This is a genomic window from Paracoccus sp. TRP, assembly GCF_000185925.1.
Lineage (GTDB): Bacteria > Pseudomonadota > Alphaproteobacteria > Rhodobacterales > Rhodobacteraceae > Paracoccus > Paracoccus kondratievae.
The window spans coordinates 84,895-107,556 of record NZ_AEPN01000002.1 but is presented as its reverse complement, the minus strand read 5'-3'; the positions used below and the strand labels follow the sequence as shown (position 1 = coordinate 107,556).

The window sequence follows — 22,662 nt, the reverse complement described above, 5'->3', positions numbered from 1 at the left end:
GAACGCGCGGGGGCAAAGCCCCCCATTGCCTTACAATTCCCGCCTGATGGCCTCAGCCAGATCCGTCCGCTCCCACGAGAATCCACCATCAGCTTCCGGCGCCCGGCCAAAGTGGCCATAGGCAGCGGTGCGGCGATAGATCGGGCGGCACAGATCCAGATGCTCGCGGATCCCGCGCGGTGTCAGATCCATGGCGCGTGAGATGGCGCGTTCGATCTCGGCCTCGGGGATTTCGCTGGTCCCGAAAGTATCGGCATAGATCGACAGCGGCTTTGCCACGCCGATGGCATAGGACAGCTGGATGGTGCAGCGCTTTGCCAGCCCCGCGGCGACCACGTTCTTGGCCAGATAGCGTGCGGCATAGGCGGCCGAGCGGTCGACCTTGGTCGGGTCCTTGCCCGAGAAAGCACCGCCACCATGCGGGGCGGCGCCGCCATAGGTGTCGACGATAATCTTGCGCCCGGTCAGACCTGCGTCGCCGTCCGGCCCGCCGATGACGAAAGTCCCGGTCGGGTTCACCCACCATTCTGTCCGCTCAGTCAGCCATTCCGAGGGCAATACCTCGCGGATATAGGGTTCAACGATGGCGCGGATATCATCCGAGGTCTGGGCCTCATCCTTGTGCTGATGCGACAGCACAAGGCTGGTGATCTCGACCGGTTTGCCGTTTTCGTAACGCAGGCTCAGCTGGGACTTCGCGTCTGGCCCCAGCATCGGCTCGGCGCCCGATTTGCGGGCCTCGGCCAGACGACGCAGGATCGCATGCGCATATTGAATCGGCGCGGGCATCAACTCGGGGGTTTCATCGACGGCATAGCCGAACATGATACCCTGATCGCCGGCACCGTCGCGGTCCACGCCCTGACTGATATGGGCCGACTGTTCGTGCAGGTAATTGTGCACATGGCAGGTGTTCCAATGGAACTTTTCCTGTTCATAGCCAATATCGCGGATCGTATCACGGGCGATCTGACTGATGTGCCCCATGTATTCGCCAAGCTTCTTTTTATCGCTCAGCCCGATCTCTCCGCCGATGACCACGGTTCCGGTGGTGGCAAAAGCCTCACATGCGACGCGCGCGGCCGGATCCTCGGCCAGCAGCGCGTCAAGCACCGCATCCGAGATCTGATCGCATAACTTGTCGGGATGGCCCTCGGACACCGATTCCGAGGTGAACACATAGTTCTGTCTGGCCATGAAATTGCTCCGTTAAAATGACGCCGTCACGCCAGGAAGCCGTTGTGACGGTCAAGACGAAGCGTTAGAGGACGGACCCCTTGCCGTCAACAGCGCAGCGAGGCCCGCCCACGTCGCAGGCAAAACAAAAGCACTGCCAGCGTCACTGCCACCGCCGGCCAGTCACCCCAGCGTGACCAAGGGGTCGGGGGCAGCGCGCCGGGCAGGGGTGCGTCAATCCGCCCGGTAAGGTTCAGTCCCAGACTGGCCCGGATCCCGCCGCGTGCATCAATCACTGCCGAGACGCCGGTATTTGCCGCCCGCATAAGTGGCAGGCCTGACTCGATAGTGCGCAGCCGCGCCTGCGCCAGATGTTGCCACGGTCCCGATATCTGTCCGAACCACCCGTCATTCGTGACCTGTAACAGCCAGTCAGGCCGATCCTCGCCTGAAATCAGATGCCGCGAAAAGACGGCCTCATAGCAGATCAGCGGCTGCATCGCAGGCAGGCCGGGCAGGCGCATGACCTGTGGGCCGGGACCCGCAGAATAGCCAAAGCCATGCTGCGCGGCAAAGGCGCGGATGCCGAAACGGGCCATCACATCGCCCCATGGCGTATATTCGCCAAAGGGGACGAGGTGAAACTTGTCATAGACCGGACCGATACCGGCGTCTGAAAACTGGGTCAGGCTGTTGAAATAGCGGCTGCCTTCGCTGCGCTGGATGCCCAGAATGACCGGCGCGCCAACATAGGCCGAGATGTCCTGCGCCGCAGTTCCCGATTGGTTCAGCAGGAAGTTCACCGCCGTTTCCGGCCAGATCATCACATCGGGTGCGGGCTTGCCGGGGTCGCGGGCCGCCGAAAGCTCAAGCAGGCGGCCGAAAAAGACCTCGGACCACACGGGATCCCATTTCAGTGCCTGCGTGGCATTAGGTTGGACCAGCCGCAGGTGCAGCCCGGTATCAGGTGGCAGTGGCTGGGCAAGGCGGGCGAGACCCGCGCTCCATGCCGTGGCGATGACGAGGATCGACAGGACCCAGCCCGGCAGAGCTGCAAACCGGCCCGGGCGATGAAAGATCAGCGGCAGGGCGGCGGCAAGCATGGTCAGGGCCGACAGGCCGATTGAGCCAAATGTGGCTGCGATCTGCGCAGCCGGAGTATTGATCCAGATATGGCCGGTCAGCGCCCAGGGCAGACCGGTGAATATCCAGCCCCGCAGCCAGTCCGACAGGACCATCAGCGCGGCAAAGGCCACCCCCTGACGGGGAAAGCCGGGGGCAATCCGCACTGCAAGCCATGCAGGAATGGTCCAGAAAAGTGCTGCGCCTGCCGCCATGAACAGCAAGGCAAAGGGGGCCATCCAGCCATAGACCTCGGGTTCAACGAGAAAGGGTTCGATGATCCAGAACATGGCAAGGGCAAAGTGCCCAAGCCCGGCTGCAAAGACCTGCAAGGCGGCCCATCGCGCGGTGTCTGCCGTTGCGACCTGCCGGCAGACAAGGGCCAATGCGATGACCGTCAGCGGCCACAATTCCCACGGCGCCTGACCCAGTGCCGCAAGCGCGCCAAGGCCTGCGTTGGCGGCAAGAGCGGCCCAGAACGCGCGTCGTGGCGAGGACATGAGGGCCGGACGGGCCATGATTTGGATCAGGTCGTGGTTGCCGTATCGTCCGGGTTCGGCGCGGTGGCTTCGGCAGGTTCCGCCTTGGCCCCAGCGTCAGTCCCGGTCTCGGGGGCGCTTGCCGGCTTGGTGCGGGGCTTGCGCGGCGCGCGCGGTTTGGCGGGTGCTTTGGCCGCAGGTTTCGCCCCGGTTTGTTCCTCAGCCTTGTCAGCTGCCTTGGGCGCCGTCTTGCGCTTGCGCTTGGGCGCTGCCGCCGGTGCCGTCTCGGGGACGGTCTCGGCAGCTACATCGGTCGCCGGTTCGGGCGAAACTGTTTCGGCCCCCTGCACTTCGGCGACTGCTTCGGGCGCAGGCTCTGCCTTGGCCTCGGCCTTGGGCGCGCGCGGTTTGCGCTTGCGGGCCGGTTTGGCAGGGGCAGGGACCTCGGCCTCAGGGGGCGTGGCTTCGGCGGTGGTAGCAGCTTCCTCTGCCGAAAGCGGCGTCGGGGCTGGGGCCGTAGCCTCGGGGGCAGGTGTCTCAGCCATCGGAGCGGTTTCGACCTTGCCATGGCTCACCGGTGCGACGGTTTCGGCCGGGGTGGCCTCGACCTGCTCGACCTGCGCGTCGATCGGGTCGCGGAAGGCAGGGCGGAAAATACGGGTCAGGAAGTCCGGGATATGATCCCCCATCCCGACTACCGGATGACGGTCCGTGCGCCGGTCGTGACGGTCATGGCGGTCGTGACGTTCTCCATGACGTTCACGCCGGTCATGGCGACGCTCGACGGGTTCGACGGGATGGGCCACAACCTGCACCTCTTCGACCGGGGCGGGGGGACGCTGTTCGCTGTCGTCACGACGGCCGCGGCGGTCGCGATCACGGTCGCGGCCACGATCCTTGCGACCATTTTCACGCGCCGGACGTGCCGGAGCCTGTGCGGCTGCGGAAAGCGTAAAGCCTTCGGGCAGGGACGCGCGCGGCAGGGCCTGTTTGACAAGCGCCTCAATCGCACCAAGCAGCTTTTCATCCGCAGGCGTCGAAATCGAGATCGCGGTGCCCTGACGGCCGGCCCGGCCAGTTCGGCCGATGCGGTGGACGTAGTCCTCGGCATGGCTCGGCAGGTCAAAGTTAAAGACGTGGCTGACCGCCGGAATATCAAGCCCGCGCGCCGCCACATCCGAGGCGACGAGGAAACGCAAAGTGCCGTCGCGGAAGCCATCGAGTGTCGCCATGCGGTGACGCTGGTCCAGATCGCCATGGATAGGCGCAGCGTCAAAGCCGTGCACCTTGAGCGATTTGGCGACAATATCCACGTCAGTCTTGCGGTTGCAGAAGATGATCGCGTTCTTGAGCCCCTCGCCTTCGGCGTGGATCAGGGCGCGCAGCAACTCGCGCTTTTGCTTGGCGGTCTGATCGCGGCGGGTGGGCGTCAGTTCGACGAGCTTTTGGGTGATCGTCTCGCTGGTGGTTGCCTGGCGCGCAACCTCGATCCGCTCGGGCAGATGCAGGAAGGTGTCGGTGATACGCTCGATTTCGGGCGCCATGGTGGCGCTGAAAAACAGCGTCTGCCGGGTAAAGGGCGTCAGCTGGAAGATACGCTCGATATCGGGGATGAAGCCCATGTCGAGCATCCGGTCGGCCTCATCGACGACCATGATCTCGACGCCCGTAAGCAACAGCTTGCCACGCTCAAAATGATCAAGCAGGCGGCCAGGGGTGGCGATCAGCACGTCCACGCCGCGGTCGATCAGCCGGTCCTGTTCCGCAAACGAAACACCGCCGATCAGCAGGGCCTTGGTCAGCCGGGTGTATTTGGCATAGATGTCAAAGTTCTCGGCCACCTGCGCGGCCAGTTCGCGCGTCGGGCACAGAACCAGACTGCGCGGCATACGCGCCCGCGCCCGGCCACGGCCAAGGCGGGTGATCGTCGGCAAAGTGAAGCTTGCGGTCTTGCCGGTGCCGGTCTGAGCAATGCCCAGCACGTCCCGCCCTTCGAGCGCAGGGGGAATCGCCCCGGCCTGAATCGGCGTCGGGGCCTCATAGCCTGCCTCGGCAATGGCTTTCAGAACCTTGGGGTCAAGCTTCAGATCAGAAAATTTGGTCATTCAGGGCTTTCGTATCAATGCGCGGACCATGCCGCGCCGTCCTTTGCGTCCATTGCCGCCCACCCGGTCACCGGGATGATCAGCCGTTCGGGACGCAATTTCCGCACGCCCCTCGCCTTGCCTGCCGGATGCAGACAGCGCGGGCCTAGCTGAAAACCTGCCCTTCGTCAATCTGATGCCGGTTTTTCGGTCATGCGTAGCTGCCTTGTCCCGGGCTCTGGCCCGGTTGACGGCCCCCATAACCAAGCGTTATCCCGGCCCGGACTTATGGATGGAAGCCATGAACCTATTCTCGGATATCCGCGCGCTGGTCCTTGATGCGCTGGCACAGATGGAACAGGCGGGCGAGCTGCCTTCGGGCCTCGACACCGCGAACGTGACGGTTGAGCCGCCTCGGGACCCGGCCCATGGCGATATGGCCACGAACGCTGCCATGGTGCTGGCCAAGCCCGCCGGAAAGAAGCCGCGCGAGATCGCCGAAACGCTGGCCGCGCGTCTGGGTGCCGATCCGCGCATTACCTCGGCCGAGGTGGCTGGGCCGGGATTTTTGAACCTGCGCCTTGCGCCCTCTGAATGGCAGGGTGTGATCCGCGCCGCGCTGAAGGTCGGGGCGGATTACGGCCGCTCGGACATGGGTAAGGGCAAACGGATCAACGTCGAATTCGTCAGCGCCAACCCGACCGGGCCGATGCACGTCGGCCATACCCGTGGCGCGGTCTTTGGTGATGCGCTGGCGGCGCTGCTGGATTTCTCGGGACATGATGTCACGCGCGAATACTATATCAATGATGGCGGGGCACAGGTCGATGTGCTGGCGCGTTCGGCCTATGAGCGTTACCGCGAGGCGAACGGCCTTGAGCCCGAGATCCGCGACGGACTTTACCCCGGCGACTATCTGATCGCGGTCGGCGAGGCGCTGAAAGAGAAATACGGCACAAGCCTGCTCGACAAGCCGGAATCCGAATGGCTGGCCGAGGTGCGTGAATTCGCCACCGACGCGATGATGCAGATGATCCGCGAGGATCTGGCGCTGCTCAATGTCCATATGGATGTGTTCTCAAGCGAAAAGGCGCTTTACGGCACTGGCCGGATCGAGGCTGCAATCGCGCGGCTGCGCGAAGCCGGACTGATCTATGAGGGCGTGCTTGAGCCGCCAAAGGGCAAGACCCCCGAGGATTGGGAGCCGCGCGAACAAACCCTGTTCCGCTCGACCGCGCATGGTGACGATGTGGATCGCCCGGTCAAGAAATCGGACGGCAGCTGGACCTATTTCGCCCCGGACATTGCCTATCACTGGGACAAGATCGACCGCGGATTTGACGCGCTGATCGACGTGTTCGGCGCCGACCATGGCGGTTATGTCAAGCGTATGACCGCTGCCGTCAAGGCGCTGTCGAATGGCCGGGTGCCGCTGGATGTCAAGCTGATCCAGCTTGTGCGGCTGTTCAAGAACGGCGAGCCCTTCAAGATGTCCAAGCGCGCCGGGACCTTTGTCACCCTGCGCGATGTGGTCGAGCAGGCCGGCTCGGATGTCACCCGTTTCCACATGCTGACGCGCAAGAACGATGCGGCGCTGGATTTCGACTTTGACAAGGTGCTTGAGCAGTCCAAGGACAACCCGGTCTGGTACGTTCAATATGCCAGCGCCCGGGTGAACTCGGTCCTGAACAAGGCGGGCGAAATGGGCGTCGATACCTCGGACGCGGCGCTTTCGAAGGCGGATCTGGCGCAAATTTCGCATCCGGCCGAGCTGGATCTGGCCCGGAAAGTTGCAGAATGGCCACGCACGGTCGAAATCGCCGCCCGGGCGCATGAGCCGCATCGGGTCGCTTTCTTCCTCTACGATATCGCCTCTGCGCTGCATTCGCTGTGGAACCGCGGCAATGACGAACCGGCCCTGCGCTTTCTGCAGGACGGGGATTCGCAGGCGACCGCCGCGAAAATTGCCCTTGTACGGTCTGTCGGCGTTGTCATTTCGGCCGGCCTTGGTATCTTGGGAGTGACTCCGGCCAAGGAAATGCGCTGACACAGGCGCCCGGCCGGGGACGTAAAGATAAACGAGCAGCGTCGGAAAAACCGGCAGGCAGGCAGGAATGACGGTGATAGATTTCCGCTCCTCGGGCGGGTTTGAAGGGGCGCAGCCTCGCGGGCTGTCGCATGACCATACCTATGCCGACGGGCATCAGGGTTATCAGGACGACTGGCAGGATGAGGGCTGGGATGATCATCGTTACCAGACCGAGGCCGATTCGCTGGTCGAAGCTCCGACACTTGTTGGACGCATTTCACGGCTGACCCATTATCTGGGCGCCCTCGTCTCGGTCGGGCTGATCGTGATGCTGGTGGTCTGGGGTTATAAGCTGGTGGTGCGCGATGTGTCCGGCGTGCCGGTGATCCGCGCCATCGAAGGCGAGGCCCGTACCGCGCCCGATAATCCGGGTGGCGAGCTGACTGACCGCATCGGGCTGGCCGTCAACACGGTTGCAGCCGGGACCGAGCCGGGACAGGTGGACCAGGTGGCGATCGCGCCGTCCTCGACCCCGCTTGGCGGTCAGGACGTGCCGATGGGCGAACTGGGCGCGACCGCGCAAGAGCCCTCGCATCCTCTTGATTTGCCGCTTGTTGATGAGCCGAGCCGCGTTATTGCGCGTCCCGACGGCGAAGTTGCCGAAGAGGCTGCGGCCAACGCTGTCGCCAATGCGGTTATCTCGGACGCTCCGGCTGCCGACGCGCCGGTGAATGAGGCTGTGACCGATCTGGCCGGGAATGAACCGCGCGATATCGCCATTACTACTGCATTGGCCGAGGCCTCTGCTGCGCCGTCCGCCGGTGCCATCGCGCAATCTGCCCGGCCTGCGCCGCGTCCGCGCCGCGTGGCTGCGGCGGCCCCGGTTGTCGCCAGCGACGCCGCCCCGGCTGCCGCTGCTGTGGAAAGCCGTCCGGCCGAGCAGCCGCAGACCCCGTCCGCAGCCCCGGTCAAGGTTGCTTCGGGTGCGCCGCTTGTGCAGATCGGCGCCTTTGACAGTGATGCGCTGGCGCGTGGCGAATGGAACCGCGTCTCGGGCAAGCTCTCGGCACTCTTTGCCGGCAAGGGCATGGTCGTGCAGGAGCATAAGGCCAATGGCCGCACCTTCTGGCGCCTGCGCGCCGCGGGCTTTGCCTCGCGAGACGAGGCACGGCGTTTCTGCGCCGCTCTGATTGCCGAGGGCGTGGACTGTATCCCTGCCTCGGCGAAGTAAGCAGATGCCGGGAGCCACCATCCTTGGCGGTATCGCCGGCCCGGACCTGAGCCGGGCCGAGCGCGATTTTTTCCGCGCAGCGAACCCTTGGGGCTTTATCCTGTTTGCGCGCAATGTCGATACGCCGGACCGCCTGCGCCGGCTGACGGCAGATCTGCGCGAGGCCGTGGGGCGTGATGCCCCGGTCCTGATTGATCAAGAGGGCGGGCGCGTCCAGCGTCTGCGGGCCCCGCACTGGACCGAATGGCCCGCGCCCCTGGATCAGGCAGGTCGGGGAGAACGCGCGATCTGGCTGCATCATTATCTGCTGGCACAGGAGCTGCGTGCCGTCGGTATTGATGCCGATTGCGCCCCGGTCCTGGACATTGCGCGCGAGGATACACATCCTTTCCTTAAAAACCGCTGTCTTGGTACGGATGCCGATACGGTGATCCGGCTGGGCCGGACGGCTGCCTCGGCCATGCTGGCCGCCGGGGTGTTGCCGGTCGTCAAACATATGCCGGGTCACGGTCGGGCTCGGGTCGATAGCCACAAGGACCTGCCGGTGGTCGAGGCGCCTCTGGACGAGCTGCGCCAGACTGATTTTGCGCCCTTCCGCGCCCTTGCCGACCTGCCGATGGCAATGACCGCGCATATCCGGTTTACAACCATCGACGATGCGCCCGCCACTGCCTCTGCACCGGTGATCGAGGTGATCCGGCGCGAGATCGGCTTTGCCGGGCTGCTCATGTCCGATGATATCGGGATGCAGGCGCTGTCAGGCTCGCTGGCCGGGCGTGCCGCTGCGGCTATGGCCGCCGGTTGCGATCTGGTCCTGTCCTGCAACGAGACGCTTGAGCAGATGGAGCAGATCGTCGCGGCTGCCGGGGCGATGTCCCATCGTGCCGTTGAACGCGGCGAGGTGGCGCTGGCCTTGCGGCACGCACCTGCCGATCAGGATATCGCTGCGCTTCGCGCGGAACTGACCGCGCTTGGCGGGCTTGCGGCCTGATTAGGTTGACTAAGGCAGGCCCATGACGGATTCTGCACGGGTTCCTTACCCGGAAGCGTCATGACCAAGGTGCCCTATCTGACCCCTGTGCCCGACCCTGATCCCGGGCCGGCACCACATCTGCCGGGGCTTGAGCCGCAGGCCGTGGCCGAGCGCCGTGCCGAAGAGGTGCTGGTCGTTGATGTCTCGGGCTTTGAAGGGCCGCTTGATCTTTTGCTGACCCTGTCACGGACGCAAAAGGTCGATCTGATGCAGATCTCGGTTCTGGAACTGGCCAACCAATATCTGTCCTTTGTCGATCAGGCCCGGGCGCTGCGTATAGAACTGGCGGCTGATTATCTGGTCATGGCCGCATGGCTTGCCTATCTGAAATCTCGCCTTCTGCTACCCCCTGATCCCGAGGCCGAGGGTCCGAGCGCCGAGGAAATGGCCGCGCATCTGGCCTTTCAGCTTGAGCGGCTGAATGCGATGCGCGAGGCAGCGGCGCGGCTGATGACCCGCGATCGGCTGGGTCAGGACCGTTTCCCGCGCGGAGCCCCCGAGACCGTGGTGCAAAAGCGACGGGTCACCTGGCAGGCCGGGCTGATTGACCTGATGCGCGCCTATGCACGGCTGCGCACCCGTGACGAGTTCCGCCCCTATGCGTTTGATCGCCGCGATGTTCTGACGATGGAACAGGCTCTTGACCGTGTGCGTGGGCTGATTGGCTTTGCCGGTGACTGGACAGAGCTTGCTGCCTTTTTGCCAGCAGGGTGGGACGCCGATTCACAGCGCCGCCGCTCGGCCACCGCCGCAACATTTGCCGCGACGCTGGAGCTTGCCCGCCAGGGCGCGCTGGAGATCAGCCAGTCCGACACTTTTGCCCCAATCACTATCCGCAGGCGTCCCCAATGAGTCAGGACGATCAAGACCCAGATCAGAAGCGTTTTCCGCCACCTCCACTTGCCGAGCAGGAGCGTATGGTCGAAGCGATCCTTTTTGCCTCGGCCGAGCCGATGAGCCTGCGCGAGATTTCGACGCGCCTGCCCGCGGGCTGTGACGCAGGCGAGGCCCTGCAGGCACTTCGAACGCGCTATGAAGGGCGGGGGGTGCAGTTGGCGCGCGTCGGCGATTCCTGGGCGTTTCGCACCGCCGCCGATCTGGGCTTTCTGATGCAGGACAATGTGGTTGAAAGTCGTCGTCTGTCCCGTGCTGCGACCGAAACCCTTGCCATCATCGCCTATCACCAGCCCGTCACCCGGGCCGAGATCGAAGAGATTCGCGGCGTCGCAGTCAGTCGGGGCACTCTGGACCAGTTGATTGAACTTGGCTGGGTTCGCATCGGCCGCCGTCGTCAGACTCCGGGCAGGCCGGTGACTTTTGTTGTGACCGAAAGCTTTCTGGACCATTTCGGATTGGAAAGCGCCCGTGACCTGCCGGGGCTGGCCGAGCTGCGCGCAGCGGGGTTGCTGGATTCGCGCCCGCCCGGCGAGGCCGGGGCGCCGGGACTTTTCGACACCGAGCCTGAGGATGATGCCGAGGTTCTGGCCGAAGATTTATTCGAGGATGAGTGAGATGTTTAGGGTAACTTTATGAATTGGAACCAACTTATCAATATGCTGACGCGCATGTTTGGCAATCGTTTACTGAACTGGGGCGTCCGGCGGATGAATGCGCCGAAACCAGGTGAAAAGCGTACCGCTGAGCAGCGTCGCCGTGACAAGGCTGCGCGTGAGACAACGAAGCGCTTTCAACAGGTAACGCGGATCCTGCGGCGGATGCGGTAGCTGGGGCTCTGCCCCCGCCGCGGTCATGTGTCAAAACCGGTGTCAAAAGATCTGAGCCTGTTTTTCGTGGCATCAGCTGGGAATAACCGATTGCAGAGGATTGCGGGCAGGGAGGCGTGATCTTCGGCGTTCGGCGTTCGGCGTTCGGCGTCGGCGCGCAGTCGTTCGCGGTTCTCGGCCTCGCGGCGCAGATAGGTGCGCCGAGATATCGGAGATGCGCAGCTTGTGGGCGATCCGGGCAATGGACAGACCCTGCGCATGGGAATGGGCGGCAAGCCATGGCTTCGCGGGGGGATGCGGCGGGACAGCGTGGCGAGGGTCGCGAACGCCTCGGCAGACTTGCGCCCGAACATCTGCACCAGCTCGTTGGTGTCGCGAGGGTTCTTGCCGATGTAAAGCTCGGCACCACCGAAGGCGAGAATGAAGCGAATCGCGCCCTCAAGCCCGGGGACCTGGACGAAAGGCGCGACCTGCGCCGTCACCGCAGCCTCGATCCCGGCAAAGGTCATGTGCGAAAGCCGCGCTTCGACGAAGGCGCGCAATTCGGAGTCCGAAGCGATCTTGCCCGGTCGGCCTGGACGATGTGCCGCCACATGCTGCAACAGGGCTTCATCAGGCGTTGAACTGGCGCTTTGTGTTTCTTTCGCGGTGGATCTGCGCTCCGGCCGCCCGTCACGGCCCGATCCGGTCAATCCAGAAGCGATCCGGGCTTGAGGCCGAGTTGCTCGCAGATCGCGATTTCCTCGGCCGAACGGATCGCCGCGCCGCCGTTTTGCGCAAATCCGGGCGGCATGGTCGATGTGGCCGCGGGCTGGAACAGATGCGCGGACAGCGGGATCGACTTCTTGATGAACAGATCTAAGCTCGACTGATCCGACATGCAGGGGGCCATCGCCCAGTCGCGCATAGCAGGCGAGAGATAGCCCCGAGCGAAAGCGTGATCGACCCGCGTTTTGGCGTTCTGTTCGCATAGCACGGCCTGTGCCTCATTGCGCTCGGTCAGGACCGCTCCGCCAGCACGAAGCGGGCCGGATCCGGTTCACCCTCCGCATAGCACGGTATCCGGTTTTCTTGCCCGAGGTCGCGCGCGATCATGTCCAGCTCGGCCAGCTGCGCGACGGCGCCTTTGGCCCCGTCGCCCGGCCCAGCATGTCGCGCAAGCGTTGCAGCAGGTCCAGAATGCCGGCTTTGCTGGCATCGGGTGCAAGCCCCAACGCCTCGGCCACGACCTGGGCGGCGATGCTGGGGTTGTCACCGTCCTGGCGCTCGTCGGTAAGCGCAGTCAGGCGCAGCGCGGGCGAATGCACAAGACCTGCGCCCTTGATCATCGTAACCTTCCCGCCGGACTTGAGGTATTTGATCGCCGGGCTGAGATAGTGATATTCGCGGTTGGCGATCATCTCGCGGGCGCGCGGTCCATTCGATGCGGCCCCAGATACCATCCGCCCGGCGCATCAGTTCCTTCACCCAACCAGCCGCCGGAACCAGACCATTCAGGCGGGCCTCGGGTCGGTCGTTCTTCGATCGGCAGATCGACCGCCCGCGCGCGGAAGGTGGCGATCAGCGCAGCGGGGTCCGAGTTGTCGAACACCCGCCCGTCGCGTGCAGCGAAGTGGCCAAGCGGCAAGAGATGAACCCATTCCGGGGCCTGGCCTTCGGCGGTCAGCGTCAGGTCAACGGCGAATTCGATAGGACGGTTCATGCCAGCGCCCGCGTCAAGGCTTCGTCCAGGCGAACCCATACACCCGAGGAATCCACGTCCTCGACCACCCCGGCGGGCGAGCGGGTGGCGCTGCCATCGGTCTTTGCCACCGTGCGATCATCCACGATAAAGCAGATCTATCGTTAACCGTTGAGTTTCCGCTTAACGATAGATCTGCGTAAAACCGTGCGCACCTTTTCAGCTAACCTATTGATTTTTCGTCGCCAGAGTATACACGATTCCACGAAAAAGGCGACTTGCGTGCCGAAAGGCTCAAACCTTTTGACACTCACCCTTGCAACCCATTGATTTTACACGCTCGGTAAATCGCAGAGTCTCAAACCTCTTGTCACCTGTCAGCCGCGCGACTCCCCCGGGATATTGGGGCACGAAAGAAGCAGAGGCGCATTCGGGCGTCGGGGAAGTCAAGCGAACTGCTTGGCCAGCTTAAGGCCCTGGCCTTGGTAGTTCGATGCGATTCCGGTGCCGTAAAGGCGTTCGGGGCGCGCTGCCATGCGTTCATAGACCAGGCGGCCGACGACCTGACCGTGCTCGAGCGCAAAGGGTGCTTCGTGGCAGCGTACCTCAAGCACGCCGCGCGCGCCTTTGCCAGCAGCGCCGTGGCCGAAGCCGGGGTCGAAGAACCCTGCATAATGGACCCGGAATTCACCCACCATGGCCAGATAAGGGGCCATTTCGGCGGCATAATCGGGCGGGATCGCCACTGCCTCACGGCTGACGAGGATGTAGAAGGCACCGGGGTCGAGGATCAGCTGGCCGTCTGTGGTGTGTAATTCATCCCAGAAATCGCGTGCTTGATAGGCACCGATGCGGTCAAGGTCGATGACACCGCTGTGGGGGCGGGCGCGATATCCGACCAGATCGCCTTGGGTGGGCCGCAGATCTACCGAGAAACCGAGACCGTCGTCGATCAGTGCCTCACCCGTTACCAGCGGCTCCTGCCTGTGCAGGTGATGCAATTCGGTATCGGAAAGAACCGCCTGGCCCTGTCGCAATCGCAGCTGGTTCAGGCGCATGCCCGGCCGGACCAGTACCGAGAAGCTGCGCGGGCAGATTTCGGCGTAAAGGGGGCCGTCATAGCCTTCGGCAAGGCGATCAAATTCGGTGCCTTCGTCGGTGACGAGCCGCGTCAGCAGATCGAGCCGCCCGGTTGAGCTTTTCGCATTGGCGACGGCATCGAGACCTTGGGGCAGGGACAGCCGCTCCATCAGCGGGACCAGATAGACGCAGCCTTTTTCAAGCACCGCACCGCCGGTCAGGTCCATGCGGTGCATTTCGAAATCCGCGAGCCGGTCGCTGACCTTGCGTCCGCGTCCAGCAAGGAATGAAGCGCGCAGCCGCCATGCGGTGCTGCCCAGGCGCAGATCAAGGCTTGCGGGCTGAATCTGTTCGGGCAGGATCGGCTGGTCAGCCGAGATCGCCCCGCTTTCGATCAGCTGGCGCAGGGCGGTATCGGGAAGGACTCCGTTCACGCAAAACCCCTTTGGCAAAAGGAAACGCCCATCCCCGGGTGGGGATGGGCGTTTTCGGAATGGTCGGGCCGGCGAGATTCGAACTCGCGGCCTTCCGCCCCCCAGACGGACGCGCTAACCAGGCTGCGCCACGGCCCGACGAGGGGCATATAGAGCGAAGCGGGCGCCCAGCACAAGAGGCCAAGGGTGGAATTTTCACCAAGATTTTCGATTGCTGGGGATAAGATCCCATGCGGCGCGCGGCTGCAGGCAATCATGCGCGCTGACAAAGATTCTGCAGGGCGTCGTGCAGGGCTTTTGCCGTGGCTGGAAGAGTGCGATCCTGCCATTCGTGCTGACGAAGCGCGAGCGCAGTTGCGGCCAACCGCGAGAGCCAATCAGGCGTTGGCGAGGGAACAGAAGGCGAGGGGACAGAAGGCTGGGCGGGCGCTGCCGCAGGTTCCAGCCCGGCGAACAATGGCAATGATTCGGGTTCGCGTGATGTGACGCGTGAGATTCTGACTGGTCGCGCTGGTGGTTGCAGTGCAGCAGGCGCTGGTTCGGGCACGGCAAGGCGCACTGCCGGGGTGGCTGGTTGAGCTGTTGCAGCATCTTCCCTGGTTTCACCCAGCCTTGCAGCGCCGATTTCACGCAAGCCTGTACCACGGTCGGCGGCGATAAGACGCTTGGCGCCGCGGATGCTGAGGCCTTCCTCGCGCATGACCTGATAGAGGCCGGCGACGAGGCGGACGTCATCAGGCCGGTAATAGCGACGCCCATCCGCACGCTTTACCGGAGCCAATTGTGAAAATTGCGTTTCCCAATATCGCAGGACATGCGGCGCGACGCCAACGAGGCGCGAGACCTCTCCGATGGATCTGAAGGCGTCGGGGGATTTGCTCATCAGCCCTTGCGCCTGTTCCCGGCTGCAACACGATCCTTCATCAGATGCGACGGACGGAAGGACAGAACCCGGCGTGGCGTGATCGGCACTTCTTCGCCGGTCTTGGGGTTGCGGCCGACGCGTTCATTCTTGTCGCGGACTGAGAAGGTGCCAAAGGACGAGATCTTGACCTGCTCGCCGCGCACCAGCGCGTCCGAGATATGGCCAAGCACGCTCTCGACAAGCTGAGCCGATTCGTGGCGGGACAGTCCCACCTCACGGAACACGGCTTCTGCCAGATCCATGCGGGTCAAGGTGGAGTCGCTCATCTCGGAAACCTCTTGAATGCTGTGAAGGATGATTTCTTTAAAGCGTCGAGTCAACAACTGCGACCGGATTCCGTTCCATCATTCCTTGATTTTGTTTCGCATTATTCGCGCCTTACCACCACAATGCGTAGTAGACATCCTGCTGGGCAGCTTGGAAGCACAGAGATTCAACCCTATCTTGAAAAGGAAAGGGATTGGATGGAGCAAATCTCATGGCGGGTGGCTGGGCGCATGATGATGCGGTGAACGAGCAGATCGAGGTCTCGACGCAAGAGGCGATCGAGCGCATGCGGCTGCGTAATGCGCAGCGCGTTGCCCGTGAAAGCGCCGGGTTCTGCGACGAATGCGATGAGCCGATTCCTGAGGCGCGCCGGCAGGCTATTCCTGGCGTCCGGCTATGCGTTGATTGCCAGTCCGGCCGCGATAAAGCCTGGAAGCCGGCCGCAGGTATCAACCGGCGCGGCTCAAAGGATTCGCAGCTGAAATAGTGCTTACCAACGCAGGACGACCGAGCCCCAGGCAAGGCCGCCGCCGATAGCCTCGGCCACCAGAATATCACCGGATTGGAAACGGCCTTCGGAATTGGCTACCGACATTGCAAGCGGGATCGAAGCTGCCGAGGTATTGCCGTGATCGGCCACCGTCAGCACGACTTTCTCCATCGGCAGCTGCATCCGCCTGGCGGTCGCTTCGATAATGCGCAGGTTGGCCTGGTGCGGCACCAGCCAATCAACCTCTTGCGGCGCAAGGCCTGCCTTGTCGAGCGCGCGATGTGCGGTATCGGCAAGTTTCTCAACAGCGTGACGGAAGACCAGGTTGCCCTGCATGCGCAGATGCCCTGCCGTACCGGTTGAGGCGACGCCGCCATCGACATAGAGCAGGTCGCGATACTGCCCGTCGCTGTTCAGATCTGTCGCAAGGATGCCGCGATCCGAAGAATCGCCCGCACCATCGGCGGCCTCAAGCACCACCGCCCCGGCACCGTCGCCAAAAAGCACGCAGGTTGAGCGGTCGGTCCAGTCCATGATCCGGCTGAAGGTCTCGGCCCCGATCAGCAGGATGCGATCCGCAAGGCCAGCGCGGATCATGGCGTCGGCATTGGCGAGCGCATAGATGAAGCCCGCGCAGACCGCCTGTACATCATAGGCAAAGCCGCTGCGCATCCCAATACCGGCCTGCACCATGGTCGCAACCGAAGGAAAAGTCAGATCGGGCGTCGAGGTTGCGACGATTACCGCATCTATCTGATCGGCGGTGATCCCGGCATTGGCCAGCGCAGCCTGCGCAGCGTGGATGCCCAGATCGCTGGTGCGCTGGTCATCGGCGGCAAAATGGCGCCGCTCGATACCGGTGCGGGTGCGGATCCATTCGTCGCTGGTGTCCAGCTTGTCCTCGAACCAAGTATTCTCGACCACGCGCTCAGGCAGGTAGTGACCGGTTCCCCGGACGATCGCACGCCGCATCAGGACGCCTCGCTTTCCTTGCTGCCGTTGATTTGGCTGGCTGCCGCGACGGATTGCGCTACGCGGGCGGCCAGCCGTTCCTGAAAACCGGATTGGGCCAGCCGGAAGGCCAGCTTGATTGCTGCGGAAACGCCGGTCGCATCGGACGAACCGTGCGATTTCACCACGGTTCCGTTCAGTCCCAGAAAGACGCCGCCGTTGACGCGGCGCGGGTCGATGCGCTTTTGCAGCCGGCGGAGTGAGCCCATCGCCAGCAGGGCCGCGAATTTGGACAGCACCGATTTTCCGAATGCTTCCTTAAGGAAATCGCCGACCAGCTTTGCCGTGCCTTCGCCGGTTTTCAGCGCGACATTGCCGGTAAAGCCGTCGGTCACGATCACATCCACCCGATCCGATGGCAGGTCGCCGCCTTCGACAAAGCCGACATAGCGAAAGTTCGCAGCCTGCGCGATGGTGGGGATCAGTTCATGGGCCTGTTTCAGCTCGGGCCTGCCCTTATGCTCTTCGGTGCCGACGTTCAAAAGACCGACGCGCGGGCTTTCCAGTCCAAAGCCGTTACGGGCGTAGGACGCCCCCATCAGCGCATAAGTCAGCAGATCCTGGGCATCGGCCCGGATATCGGCGCCGACATCCAGCATGACATTGAAGCCCTGCGGATTTCGCGACGGCCAGAGGCAGGCGATGGCAGGCCGGTTGACGCCGGGCAGCTTGCGCAGCCGCATCATCGACAGCGCCATCAGCGCCCCGGTATTGCCGCAAGAGACTGCGGCAGTCGCTTCGCCCTGACGCACCGATTCGATGGCAGACCACATCGAGGTGCCTTCGCCTTTGCGAAGCACCTGACTGGGCTTGTCATCCATGGTGACCACACCGCTGGCGTCGCGGATGTCGCAACGCCCGGCCAGGCCGCTGCGGCGGCTGATCAGCCGCTCAAGCTCGGCTTTCGGGCCGTGGACGACAAAGCGGATATGCGGGTTCTTCTGGGCGCTTTCAGCGACGCCAGCGATCACCGTCGCCGGACCGCGATCGCCGCCCATCGCATCGACCGAGATCACCACGCCGCCCCCGTCACCAGAGACGCGAGGCAGGGAACTGGTTTCTGCCGAAGCCATATCCGCGGTCGGTCCGCTTAGGCCGCGTCTTCGTCCAGATCGACCTCATTGGCCTGCGCGACCACCTCGCGGTCGGCATAATGGCCGCAGGAGGGGCAGACGTGATGCGGGCGCTTCAGCTCACCGCAGTTCGGGCATTCATTCGGGTTGCCGGCGACGAGCGCGTCATGCGAGCGACGCATGTTGCGGCGGGAGCGGGTAACTCGGTTCTGAGGGACGGCCATGTCACAACCTCAACTGGTTCGGGGGGCAACCCGGCAGGGCGGCCCCGGATTCGGTGTTCGGGTCTGGCGCGGGCATAGGCTACCGGAACGCTGACCGCAAGTCGCCAAAACTGGTCGCTAAGCGGGGGTCGCGGTCCGGGGTTCCCCCGCCGGTCGAATGAACGCGGGAAAATAGCGCCATTTTTGCATTTCGCAAGGGAAATCTTTGAAAAAGCTTTTCGGGCCAGTAATTAAAAAGCGGCGCTGATGCGCCGCCTCTTCAGATTGCGTTTTTAGACGGGAAACCGCTCCTGCCAGGACCGCTTTAGCGGCCAAGCTTGGCGTGTACCTCGTCCAGATCAACCTCGCCCTTGGGCATCTTGTTGTCGGGATTGTCAAAGTCGTAACGGAAGAGCTGGAAGTCCTTTTTATAGACCTCCCAGACCAGATGGCGCGACAGGTCGTCGAAATAATCGCTGACCTTATGCGCGCGCTTGGGGCCGTGCCCCTCTGATTCGTTGAACTTTGGCACATCGTTCACGTCGAGCTTTACCGGGGTCGGTGAGGCATCCAGCACCTTTTGCATGCCTTCGTTGAACTTTTCGGTAAAGAAGATCTGATCATAGCGCCCGCCGTTCACGATGAAGGTGGCGATATGACCGGACATGGCAGACCAGTGGATGTCGGGCTCCATCGGGCGGCGCCAGCGAATGGTGTCGCGCGCAAACAGCAGAAACCGGCGGAAGCTCTTGATCTGATCGAACTCGAAGCCGTTTTCGGGGCTGCCGACATCGACGCCGTAGCGCTGCATCAGCTGCGGCACGAGGTTGCCGCGGTAGCGTTTGCCATTGCGCTGGATGCCGGCAATCTTGTCGAAGAACGAGGACAGGATACGTGCGTAGGGGTTGCGCACGCAGGTGAACGTCAGCGCCTTGTGCGCCTGCACATTCGCCTCGATGAGCGGTTGGCTGTCAGGCTGGTTCCACTTGTGCAGTCCGCTGGTGGAATCGTGGATGTCACCATCGAAGTACCGCCCATGGTCGGAATAGAACATGATCTGTCCGATCGAGGAGCAGGCGCATTTCGGCACCACCCGATAGACCATGCTTTCGCTTTCCGTCATCCAGGTTCCAGGAAAACCCATTCTACTATTATCCTTCACGAAGCTGCTCTTGGTCGGAGTAAGCGACCCGCCGGGTTGCCCATCCGGCCAAAATCGGTAAGGACAAAAAGCAAATCGCAGGAGAAAATTCAACCTGCTGTAACGCGTTCCCCCTTCATGTTGATGGGATAGGTTTATAATAGATGGCACGAATTGCCTTCATTCTCCTTTGCCACAAGGATCCCAAAGGCGTTATCGCGCAGGCGCGTCGCCTTGCTGCATCGGGTGATTATGTCTCAATTCACTTTGATGCGCGCGCTAACCCTCGGGATTACGAGCAAATTCGCGGGGCGTTGGGGGGCAACCCGTCGGTGACTTTTGTCCAGCGGCGCTGGAAATGCGGCTGGGGCGAATGGTCCCTTGTGGCCGCCACGCTTGAGGCCGTGCGTGCCGCAATTGTCGCATTTCCACAGGCGACGCATTTTTACATGCTTTCCGGCGATTGCATGCCGATCAAATCGGCCGAATATGCCCATGCCTTTCTGGATGCAGAAGACTGCGACTATATCGAAAGTTTCGACTTTTTCGAATCGGGCTGGATCAAGACCGGCTTCAAGGAAGAGCGGCTGATCTATCGTCACTGGTTCAACGAACGTACCCAAAAGTGGCTCTTCTACACCAGCTACAACCTGCAGAAACGGTTTGGTCTGACTCGCAAGGTGCCTGCCGACATTCAGGTCATGATCGGTTCGCAATGGTGGTGTCTGCGCCGTCAGACCGTCGAGAAGGTGCTTGAGTTCTGCGCCAACCGTCCCGACGTAATGCGCTTTTTCGCCACGACATGGATTCCGGACGAGACCTTCTTTCAGACCATCGTGCCCCACGTCGTGCCGGGAAAAGAGATCCGGGCGCGCACGCTGACCTATCTGATCTTTACCGATTACGGCATGCCGGTCACCTTTTACAACGACCACTATGATCTGCTCATGGGGCAGAACTACCTGTTTGCCCGCAAGATCAGCCCCGAGGCGATCCGCCTGCGTGAGCGGCTTGGCGCGCTTTGGACAGCCAAAGATGTGCATTTTCCGATCTCGAACGAGGCCACGGGGCTGTTTCGTTTTCTGACCGGGCGGGGCCGGGTCGGGCGGCGCTTTGGCCAGCGTTTCTGGGAGGCCGAGGGCAGTCTTGGCCGCTCAAACACATTGCTTCTGCTGGCTTCCAAGAAATGGCATGTCGCGAAACGGCTGACGGCCTCGATTCGGCAGCATACCAAGATCCCGGCAGTCGATTTCGCCTTTAACGAACTTGAGGCGGGGTTGCCTGATCTTGGCGGGGTCGAAACTACGGTCGAAAAGCGTCACCGTCACCGGCGCGCGCTGATCCGGCTGCTGTTTCAACACTTTGAATCGAACCGGTTGATCCTGTGTCTGGACCCGTCCGAGCTTTATCTGATTCAGGACCTGACCTCGGACAAGGCGGATACGCGCGTCCTGATGATTGATTCGCAGTTTGACGACGACTACCTGCGTGGCCATATCGCCCGCGTGGGGCTGGCCGGGGCCGAGACTGCGCCCGGCGTGGTCGATCGGCTGCTGCCTCTGGTGCGCGCGGATCTTGAGCATGAGGCCGAGCGGTTGCGTGATATGGAATTCGCTGCTTTCCATGCCATTGCGCCCTGGCGCTCGGCCGAAGAGAATGCCGCGCAGCTTGCGCGCTTCCTTGAAGTTCCGGCCAGAACGGCGCTGATGCTTGCCAGAACCCCGGACCTGTTCAGTGACTGAGGAGAGAGCGGATGCCCGCCTATGACGACAACAACATCTTTGCCCGCATCCTGCGTGGAGAGATCCCGAACGACACCGTGCTGGAGACCGGACATACGCTGGTCTTTCGTGACATCCGTCCGCAGGCGCCGGTGCATGTGCTGGTGATCCCAAAAGGCGCCTATGTCAGCTATGACGACTTTTCGGCCAATGCCTCGGATGCCGAGATCGTGGATTTCCACCGGGCGGTGGCGCGGGTGACGCGCGATCTGGGTGTGTCGCTGGACAGCGGACAGGGTTTCCGTGCCATTACCAATGCCGGTGCCCATGGCGTGCAGGAGGTTCCGCATTTCCACCTGCACATCCTTGGCGGTCGCCCGATGGGGCGGATGGTTCAGCCCGATTAGGGGCGCGGGCGCGCGGTCAGCTGGACAAAGACATCCTCAAGATCGGGCGCCTCGACCGTGACATCGCGGATCGGCAGGCCCGCTGCGCGCAGCGCGTCGATCAGCCGGTCCGCCGTTACCCGTGAGGGCGCATAGCTGAGTGCAAGACGGCCATCTGCGCGCCGTTCGGCACGGGCTGCCTCGGGCAAGTGGGGCAGGGTACGGGCATCCCCCGTATCGACAACCAACGTTTTGGAATCCGCGCGGCCGAGCAGGGCCGAGGTATCCTCGCAAAGCACCAGCTCGCCGTGGTCGATGATGGCGATGCGGTCGCACATCTCTTCGGCTTCTTCCAGATAGTGGGTGGTCAGGATGATGGTCATCCCCTGTTCGTTTAGCCGCCGGACGTTACGCCATAACATTTCACGCAGCTGGATATCGACGCCTGCCGTCGGCTCGTCCAGAACCAGGATCTGGGGGCGGTGGACCAGCGCCTTGGCAAGCAACAGGCGACGCTTCATTCCGCCTGATAGGTGGCGAGAATAGCTTTCGGCCTGTTCGGTCAGCCCCACAAGCGCTAACAGCTCATCGGTCCAGCGTTCACGTCTGGGTACGCCGTACAGGCCCGCCTGCACCTCAAGGCTGGCACGCGGGGTCAGGAACGGGTCGATGTTCAACTCTTGCGGCATCACACCGATGGCGGCGCGGGACTGGCGCGGGTTTACGTCCTGATCAAAGCCCCAGATCGTCACCTTGCCCGAGGTTTTGCGTACCAGACCGGCAAGGATGTTGATCGTGGTCGACTTTCCCGCCCCGTTTGGCCCCAGAAGGCCAAAGATCGATCCGGCAGGAATCGCCAGATCCAGCCCTTTCAGAGCGTGCTTTTCCGGCTGTTTGCCCGCCCCGGCATAGGTCTTGGTCAGACCGCTGATTTCGATAGCGTTGGGATTGCTTGCGGGGGCTGGCATCGGCTCACCACGTTCATTAATATCGCGACCGGTTTAAACCTGTTTGTTGTCAGAGCTCAAGGAACCGCCATGACCATTCCGGCCCCCGAGATACAAACCGTCACCTCCTGGAAGATTGCCTGCGACGGAGACGAAAAGCGGGGATTGGGTCATCCGCGCGTCTGGCTGGCCATCCCGCGGGATACCGGCTGGGTCGAATGCGGCTATTGCGACAAGCGTTTCGTCATCGACCGCGAACACGCGCACGACGACCACTGATCCTGGCTTTAGCCTGAAATGACAGGGCGGCGGCATCATGCCTGCCGCCTGATGGCCTATGCGTGGCTGACGCTGCGGGCAGGCTGGGGGCCGGTGCTTGCTCTTGGCCCGCCGGGCGCTTCGTGGCAGTAAGAAGGCCGAAACGA

Annotated in this window: 22 protein-coding genes, 1 tRNA gene, 2 pseudogenes and 1 riboswitch; of the genes and pseudogenes, 10 read left to right on the top strand and 15 right to left on the bottom strand. The window is 62.8% G+C overall.

The features are described 5' to 3' along the window. Positions 1–30: 30 nt before the first annotated feature. The 3 genes from metK to PARACOCCUSGL_RS0101760 all read right to left on the bottom strand — a co-directional run bounded on the left by metK (position 31) and on the right by PARACOCCUSGL_RS0101760 (position 4,882). Positions 31–1,197: a methionine adenosyltransferase gene (metK, locus tag PARACOCCUSGL_RS0101770; protein ID WP_010392441.1), complete on the bottom strand. Its 1,167-nt coding sequence runs from the start codon at positions 1,195–1,197 to the stop codon at positions 31–33. Positions 1,198–1,202: 5 nt separating this feature from the next. Further along, positions 1,203–1,251, bottom strand: a riboswitch (SAM-SAH riboswitch). 32 nt (positions 1,252–1,283) lie between these two features. Next, a complete protein-coding gene (lnt, locus tag PARACOCCUSGL_RS0101765) occupies positions 1,284–2,816 on the bottom strand; it encodes an apolipoprotein N-acyltransferase (protein WP_010392439.1) in 1,533 nt (510 codons plus the stop codon). Between the two features lie 8 nt (positions 2,817–2,824). Next, positions 2,825–4,882: a DEAD/DEAH box helicase gene (locus tag PARACOCCUSGL_RS0101760; protein WP_010392437.1), complete on the bottom strand. Its 2,058-nt coding sequence runs from the start codon at positions 4,880–4,882 to the stop codon at positions 2,825–2,827. A 280-nt stretch (positions 4,883–5,162) separates the two neighbouring features. Between PARACOCCUSGL_RS0101760 and argS the strand changes: the two genes are divergently transcribed. The 5 genes from argS (at position 5,163) to scpB (ending at position 10,665) form a co-directional block, all read left to right on the top strand. Then, on the top strand, positions 5,163–6,908 hold the full coding sequence (gene argS / locus PARACOCCUSGL_RS0101755; RefSeq protein ID WP_010392435.1) for an arginine--tRNA ligase: 1,746 nt from the start codon (positions 5,163–5,165) through the stop codon (positions 6,906–6,908). Positions 6,909–6,975: 67 nt separating this feature from the next. Then, positions 6,976–8,121, top strand: a complete 1,146-nt coding sequence (locus tag PARACOCCUSGL_RS0101750; protein WP_010392433.1) for an SPOR domain-containing protein — start codon at positions 6,976–6,978, stop codon at positions 8,119–8,121. A gap of 4 nt (positions 8,122–8,125) precedes the next feature. Further along, positions 8,126–9,112, top strand: a complete 987-nt coding sequence (nagZ, locus tag PARACOCCUSGL_RS0101745) for a beta-N-acetylhexosaminidase (RefSeq protein WP_010392432.1) — start codon at positions 8,126–8,128, stop codon at positions 9,110–9,112. A gap of 60 nt (positions 9,113–9,172) precedes the next feature. Then, positions 9,173–10,006 carry a ScpA family protein gene (locus PARACOCCUSGL_RS0101740; RefSeq protein WP_010392430.1) on the top strand — a complete coding sequence of 278 codons (834 nt, stop codon included), beginning with the start codon at positions 9,173–9,175 and terminating at the stop codon, positions 10,004–10,006. After that, a complete protein-coding gene (scpB, locus tag PARACOCCUSGL_RS0101735) occupies positions 10,003–10,665 on the top strand; it encodes an SMC-Scp complex subunit ScpB (protein ID WP_029371298.1) in 663 nt (220 codons plus the stop codon). Before PARACOCCUSGL_RS0101740 ends, scpB begins: the two co-directional genes overlap by 4 nt. A 236-nt stretch (positions 10,666–10,901) precedes the next feature. Here the strand turns inward: scpB and PARACOCCUSGL_RS21180 are convergent, their stop codons facing one another. From PARACOCCUSGL_RS21180 to PARACOCCUSGL_RS22560, 3 genes and pseudogenes are all read right to left on the bottom strand, one after another. After that, a complete protein-coding gene (locus PARACOCCUSGL_RS21180; RefSeq protein ID WP_010392424.1) occupies positions 10,902–11,480 on the bottom strand; it encodes a hypothetical protein in 579 nt (192 codons plus the stop codon). Positions 11,481–11,566: 86 nt separating this feature from the next. Beyond that, positions 11,567–11,893: pseudogene (locus tag PARACOCCUSGL_RS22565) on the bottom strand (phage protease); the annotation flags it as partial. Between the two features lie 76 nt (positions 11,894–11,969). Then, positions 11,970–12,333 (bottom strand): annotated as a pseudogene (locus PARACOCCUSGL_RS22560) (phage protease). A 175-nt stretch (positions 12,334–12,508) separates the two neighbouring features. On the opposite strand from PARACOCCUSGL_RS22560, the gene PARACOCCUSGL_RS22320 reads away from it, so the two are divergent. After that, entirely contained in the window at positions 12,509–12,727 is a 219-nt protein-coding gene (locus tag PARACOCCUSGL_RS22320) for a hypothetical protein (RefSeq protein WP_237701478.1), read from the top strand. Between the two features lie 278 nt (positions 12,728–13,005). On the opposite strand, the gene PARACOCCUSGL_RS0101700 is transcribed toward PARACOCCUSGL_RS22320, so the two are convergent. The 4 genes from PARACOCCUSGL_RS0101700 to ihfA form a co-directional block, all read right to left on the bottom strand. Beyond that, positions 13,006–14,073, bottom strand: a complete 1,068-nt coding sequence (locus PARACOCCUSGL_RS0101700; RefSeq protein WP_010392417.1) for a 2'-deoxycytidine 5'-triphosphate deaminase — start codon at positions 14,071–14,073, stop codon at positions 13,006–13,008. A 60-nt stretch (positions 14,074–14,133) separates the two neighbouring features. Further along, positions 14,134–14,211, bottom strand: a tRNA-Pro gene (locus PARACOCCUSGL_RS0101695). Between the two features lie 115 nt (positions 14,212–14,326). Beyond that, entirely contained in the window at positions 14,327–14,956 is a 630-nt protein-coding gene (locus tag PARACOCCUSGL_RS21360) for a MerR family transcriptional regulator (RefSeq protein WP_010392415.1), read from the bottom strand. Further along, positions 14,956–15,264, bottom strand: coding sequence for an integration host factor subunit alpha (gene ihfA, locus PARACOCCUSGL_RS0101685; protein ID WP_010392413.1), 309 nt, complete (start codon positions 15,262–15,264; stop codon positions 14,956–14,958). Before ihfA ends, PARACOCCUSGL_RS21360 begins: the two co-directional genes overlap by 1 nt. Before the next feature lie 212 nt (positions 15,265–15,476). Between ihfA and PARACOCCUSGL_RS0101680 the strand changes: the two genes are divergently transcribed. Then, positions 15,477–15,752 (top strand): DksA/TraR family C4-type zinc finger protein, encoded by a 276-nt coding sequence (locus PARACOCCUSGL_RS0101680; protein ID WP_010392412.1) that lies wholly within the window; start codon positions 15,477–15,479, stop codon positions 15,750–15,752. 3 nt (positions 15,753–15,755) lie between these two features. On the opposite strand, the gene PARACOCCUSGL_RS0101675 is transcribed toward PARACOCCUSGL_RS0101680, so the two are convergent. The 4 genes from PARACOCCUSGL_RS0101675 to PARACOCCUSGL_RS0101660 form a co-directional block, all read right to left on the bottom strand. Continuing rightward, positions 15,756–16,727, bottom strand: a complete 972-nt coding sequence (locus PARACOCCUSGL_RS0101675) for a beta-ketoacyl-ACP synthase III (RefSeq protein WP_010392410.1) — start codon at positions 16,725–16,727, stop codon at positions 15,756–15,758. Continuing rightward, on the bottom strand, positions 16,727–17,839 hold the full coding sequence (plsX, locus tag PARACOCCUSGL_RS0101670; RefSeq protein ID WP_010392409.1) for a phosphate acyltransferase PlsX: 1,113 nt from the start codon (positions 17,837–17,839) through the stop codon (positions 16,727–16,729). Before plsX ends, PARACOCCUSGL_RS0101675 begins: the two co-directional genes overlap by 1 nt. Positions 17,840–17,856: 17 nt before the next feature. Continuing rightward, positions 17,857–18,063 (bottom strand): 50S ribosomal protein L32, encoded by a 207-nt coding sequence (gene rpmF, locus PARACOCCUSGL_RS0101665; RefSeq protein ID WP_010392407.1) that lies wholly within the window; start codon positions 18,061–18,063, stop codon positions 17,857–17,859. 304 nt (positions 18,064–18,367) lie between these two features. Continuing rightward, positions 18,368–19,186: a sulfotransferase family protein gene (locus PARACOCCUSGL_RS0101660; protein ID WP_010392405.1), complete on the bottom strand. Its 819-nt coding sequence runs from the start codon at positions 19,184–19,186 to the stop codon at positions 18,368–18,370. Positions 19,187–19,347: 161 nt separating this feature from the next. On the opposite strand from PARACOCCUSGL_RS0101660, the gene PARACOCCUSGL_RS0101655 reads away from it, so the two are divergent. Continuing rightward, positions 19,348–20,925, top strand: coding sequence for a DUF5928 domain-containing protein (locus PARACOCCUSGL_RS0101655; RefSeq protein WP_010392404.1), 1,578 nt, complete (start codon positions 19,348–19,350; stop codon positions 20,923–20,925). Positions 20,926–20,936: 11 nt separating this feature from the next. After that, positions 20,937–21,311 carry a histidine triad nucleotide-binding protein gene (locus PARACOCCUSGL_RS0101650; protein WP_010392402.1) on the top strand — a complete coding sequence of 125 codons (375 nt, stop codon included), beginning with the start codon at positions 20,937–20,939 and terminating at the stop codon, positions 21,309–21,311. Here PARACOCCUSGL_RS0101650 and PARACOCCUSGL_RS0101645 read toward each other — a convergent pair. After that, entirely contained in the window at positions 21,308–22,258 is a 951-nt protein-coding gene (locus tag PARACOCCUSGL_RS0101645; protein ID WP_010392400.1) for an ABC transporter ATP-binding protein, read from the bottom strand. The genes PARACOCCUSGL_RS0101650 and PARACOCCUSGL_RS0101645 overlap by 4 nt on opposite strands. A gap of 69 nt (positions 22,259–22,327) precedes the next feature. Between PARACOCCUSGL_RS0101645 and PARACOCCUSGL_RS0101640 the strand changes: the two genes are divergently transcribed. Beyond that, positions 22,328–22,516 carry a zinc-finger domain-containing protein gene (locus PARACOCCUSGL_RS0101640; RefSeq protein WP_010392399.1) on the top strand — a complete coding sequence of 63 codons (189 nt, stop codon included), beginning with the start codon at positions 22,328–22,330 and terminating at the stop codon, positions 22,514–22,516. Positions 22,517–22,662 lie beyond the last annotated feature (146 nt).

Bases quoted from the DNA above. Each gene is read 5' to 3' on its own strand.
- metK (WP_010392441.1), bottom strand. From the start codon at position 1,197: ATGGCCAGACAGAACTATGTGTTCACCTCGGAATCGGTGTCCGAGGGC.
- lnt (WP_010392439.1), bottom strand. From the start codon at position 2,816: ATGGCCCGTCCGGCCCTCATGTCCTCGCCACGACGCGCGTTCTGGGCC.
- PARACOCCUSGL_RS0101760 (WP_010392437.1), bottom strand. From the start codon at position 4,882: ATGACCAAATTTTCTGATCTGAAGCTTGACCCCAAGGTTCTGAAAGCC.
- argS (WP_010392435.1), top strand. From the start codon at position 5,163: ATGAACCTATTCTCGGATATCCGCGCGCTGGTCCTTGATGCGCTGGCA.
- PARACOCCUSGL_RS0101750 (WP_010392433.1), top strand. From the start codon at position 6,976: ATGACGGTGATAGATTTCCGCTCCTCGGGCGGGTTTGAAGGGGCGCAG.
- nagZ (WP_010392432.1), top strand. From the start codon at position 8,126: ATGCCGGGAGCCACCATCCTTGGCGGTATCGCCGGCCCGGACCTGAGC.
- PARACOCCUSGL_RS0101740 (WP_010392430.1), top strand. From the start codon at position 9,173: ATGACCAAGGTGCCCTATCTGACCCCTGTGCCCGACCCTGATCCCGGG.
- scpB (WP_029371298.1), top strand. From the start codon at position 10,003: ATGAGTCAGGACGATCAAGACCCAGATCAGAAGCGTTTTCCGCCACCT.
- PARACOCCUSGL_RS22320 (WP_237701478.1), top strand. From the start codon at position 12,509: ATGAACCCATTCCGGGGCCTGGCCTTCGGCGGTCAGCGTCAGGTCAAC.
- PARACOCCUSGL_RS21360 (WP_010392415.1), bottom strand. From the start codon at position 14,956: ATGAGCAAATCCCCCGACGCCTTCAGATCCATCGGAGAGGTCTCGCGC.
- ihfA (WP_010392413.1), bottom strand. From the start codon at position 15,264: ATGAGCGACTCCACCTTGACCCGCATGGATCTGGCAGAAGCCGTGTTC.
- PARACOCCUSGL_RS0101680 (WP_010392412.1), top strand. From the start codon at position 15,477: ATGGCGGGTGGCTGGGCGCATGATGATGCGGTGAACGAGCAGATCGAG.
- PARACOCCUSGL_RS0101675 (WP_010392410.1), bottom strand. From the start codon at position 16,727: ATGCGGCGTGCGATCGTCCGGGGAACCGGTCACTACCTGCCTGAGCGC.
- plsX (WP_010392409.1), bottom strand. From the start codon at position 17,839: ATGGCTTCGGCAGAAACCAGTTCCCTGCCTCGCGTCTCTGGTGACGGG.
- rpmF (WP_010392407.1), bottom strand. From the start codon at position 18,063: ATGGCCGTCCCTCAGAACCGAGTTACCCGCTCCCGCCGCAACATGCGT.
- PARACOCCUSGL_RS0101660 (WP_010392405.1), bottom strand. From the start codon at position 19,186: ATGGGTTTTCCTGGAACCTGGATGACGGAAAGCGAAAGCATGGTCTAT.
- PARACOCCUSGL_RS0101655 (WP_010392404.1), top strand. From the start codon at position 19,348: ATGGCACGAATTGCCTTCATTCTCCTTTGCCACAAGGATCCCAAAGGC.
- PARACOCCUSGL_RS0101650 (WP_010392402.1), top strand. From the start codon at position 20,937: ATGCCCGCCTATGACGACAACAACATCTTTGCCCGCATCCTGCGTGGA.
- PARACOCCUSGL_RS0101645 (WP_010392400.1), bottom strand. From the start codon at position 22,258: ATGCCAGCCCCCGCAAGCAATCCCAACGCTATCGAAATCAGCGGTCTG.
- PARACOCCUSGL_RS0101640 (WP_010392399.1), top strand. From the start codon at position 22,328: ATGACCATTCCGGCCCCCGAGATACAAACCGTCACCTCCTGGAAGATT.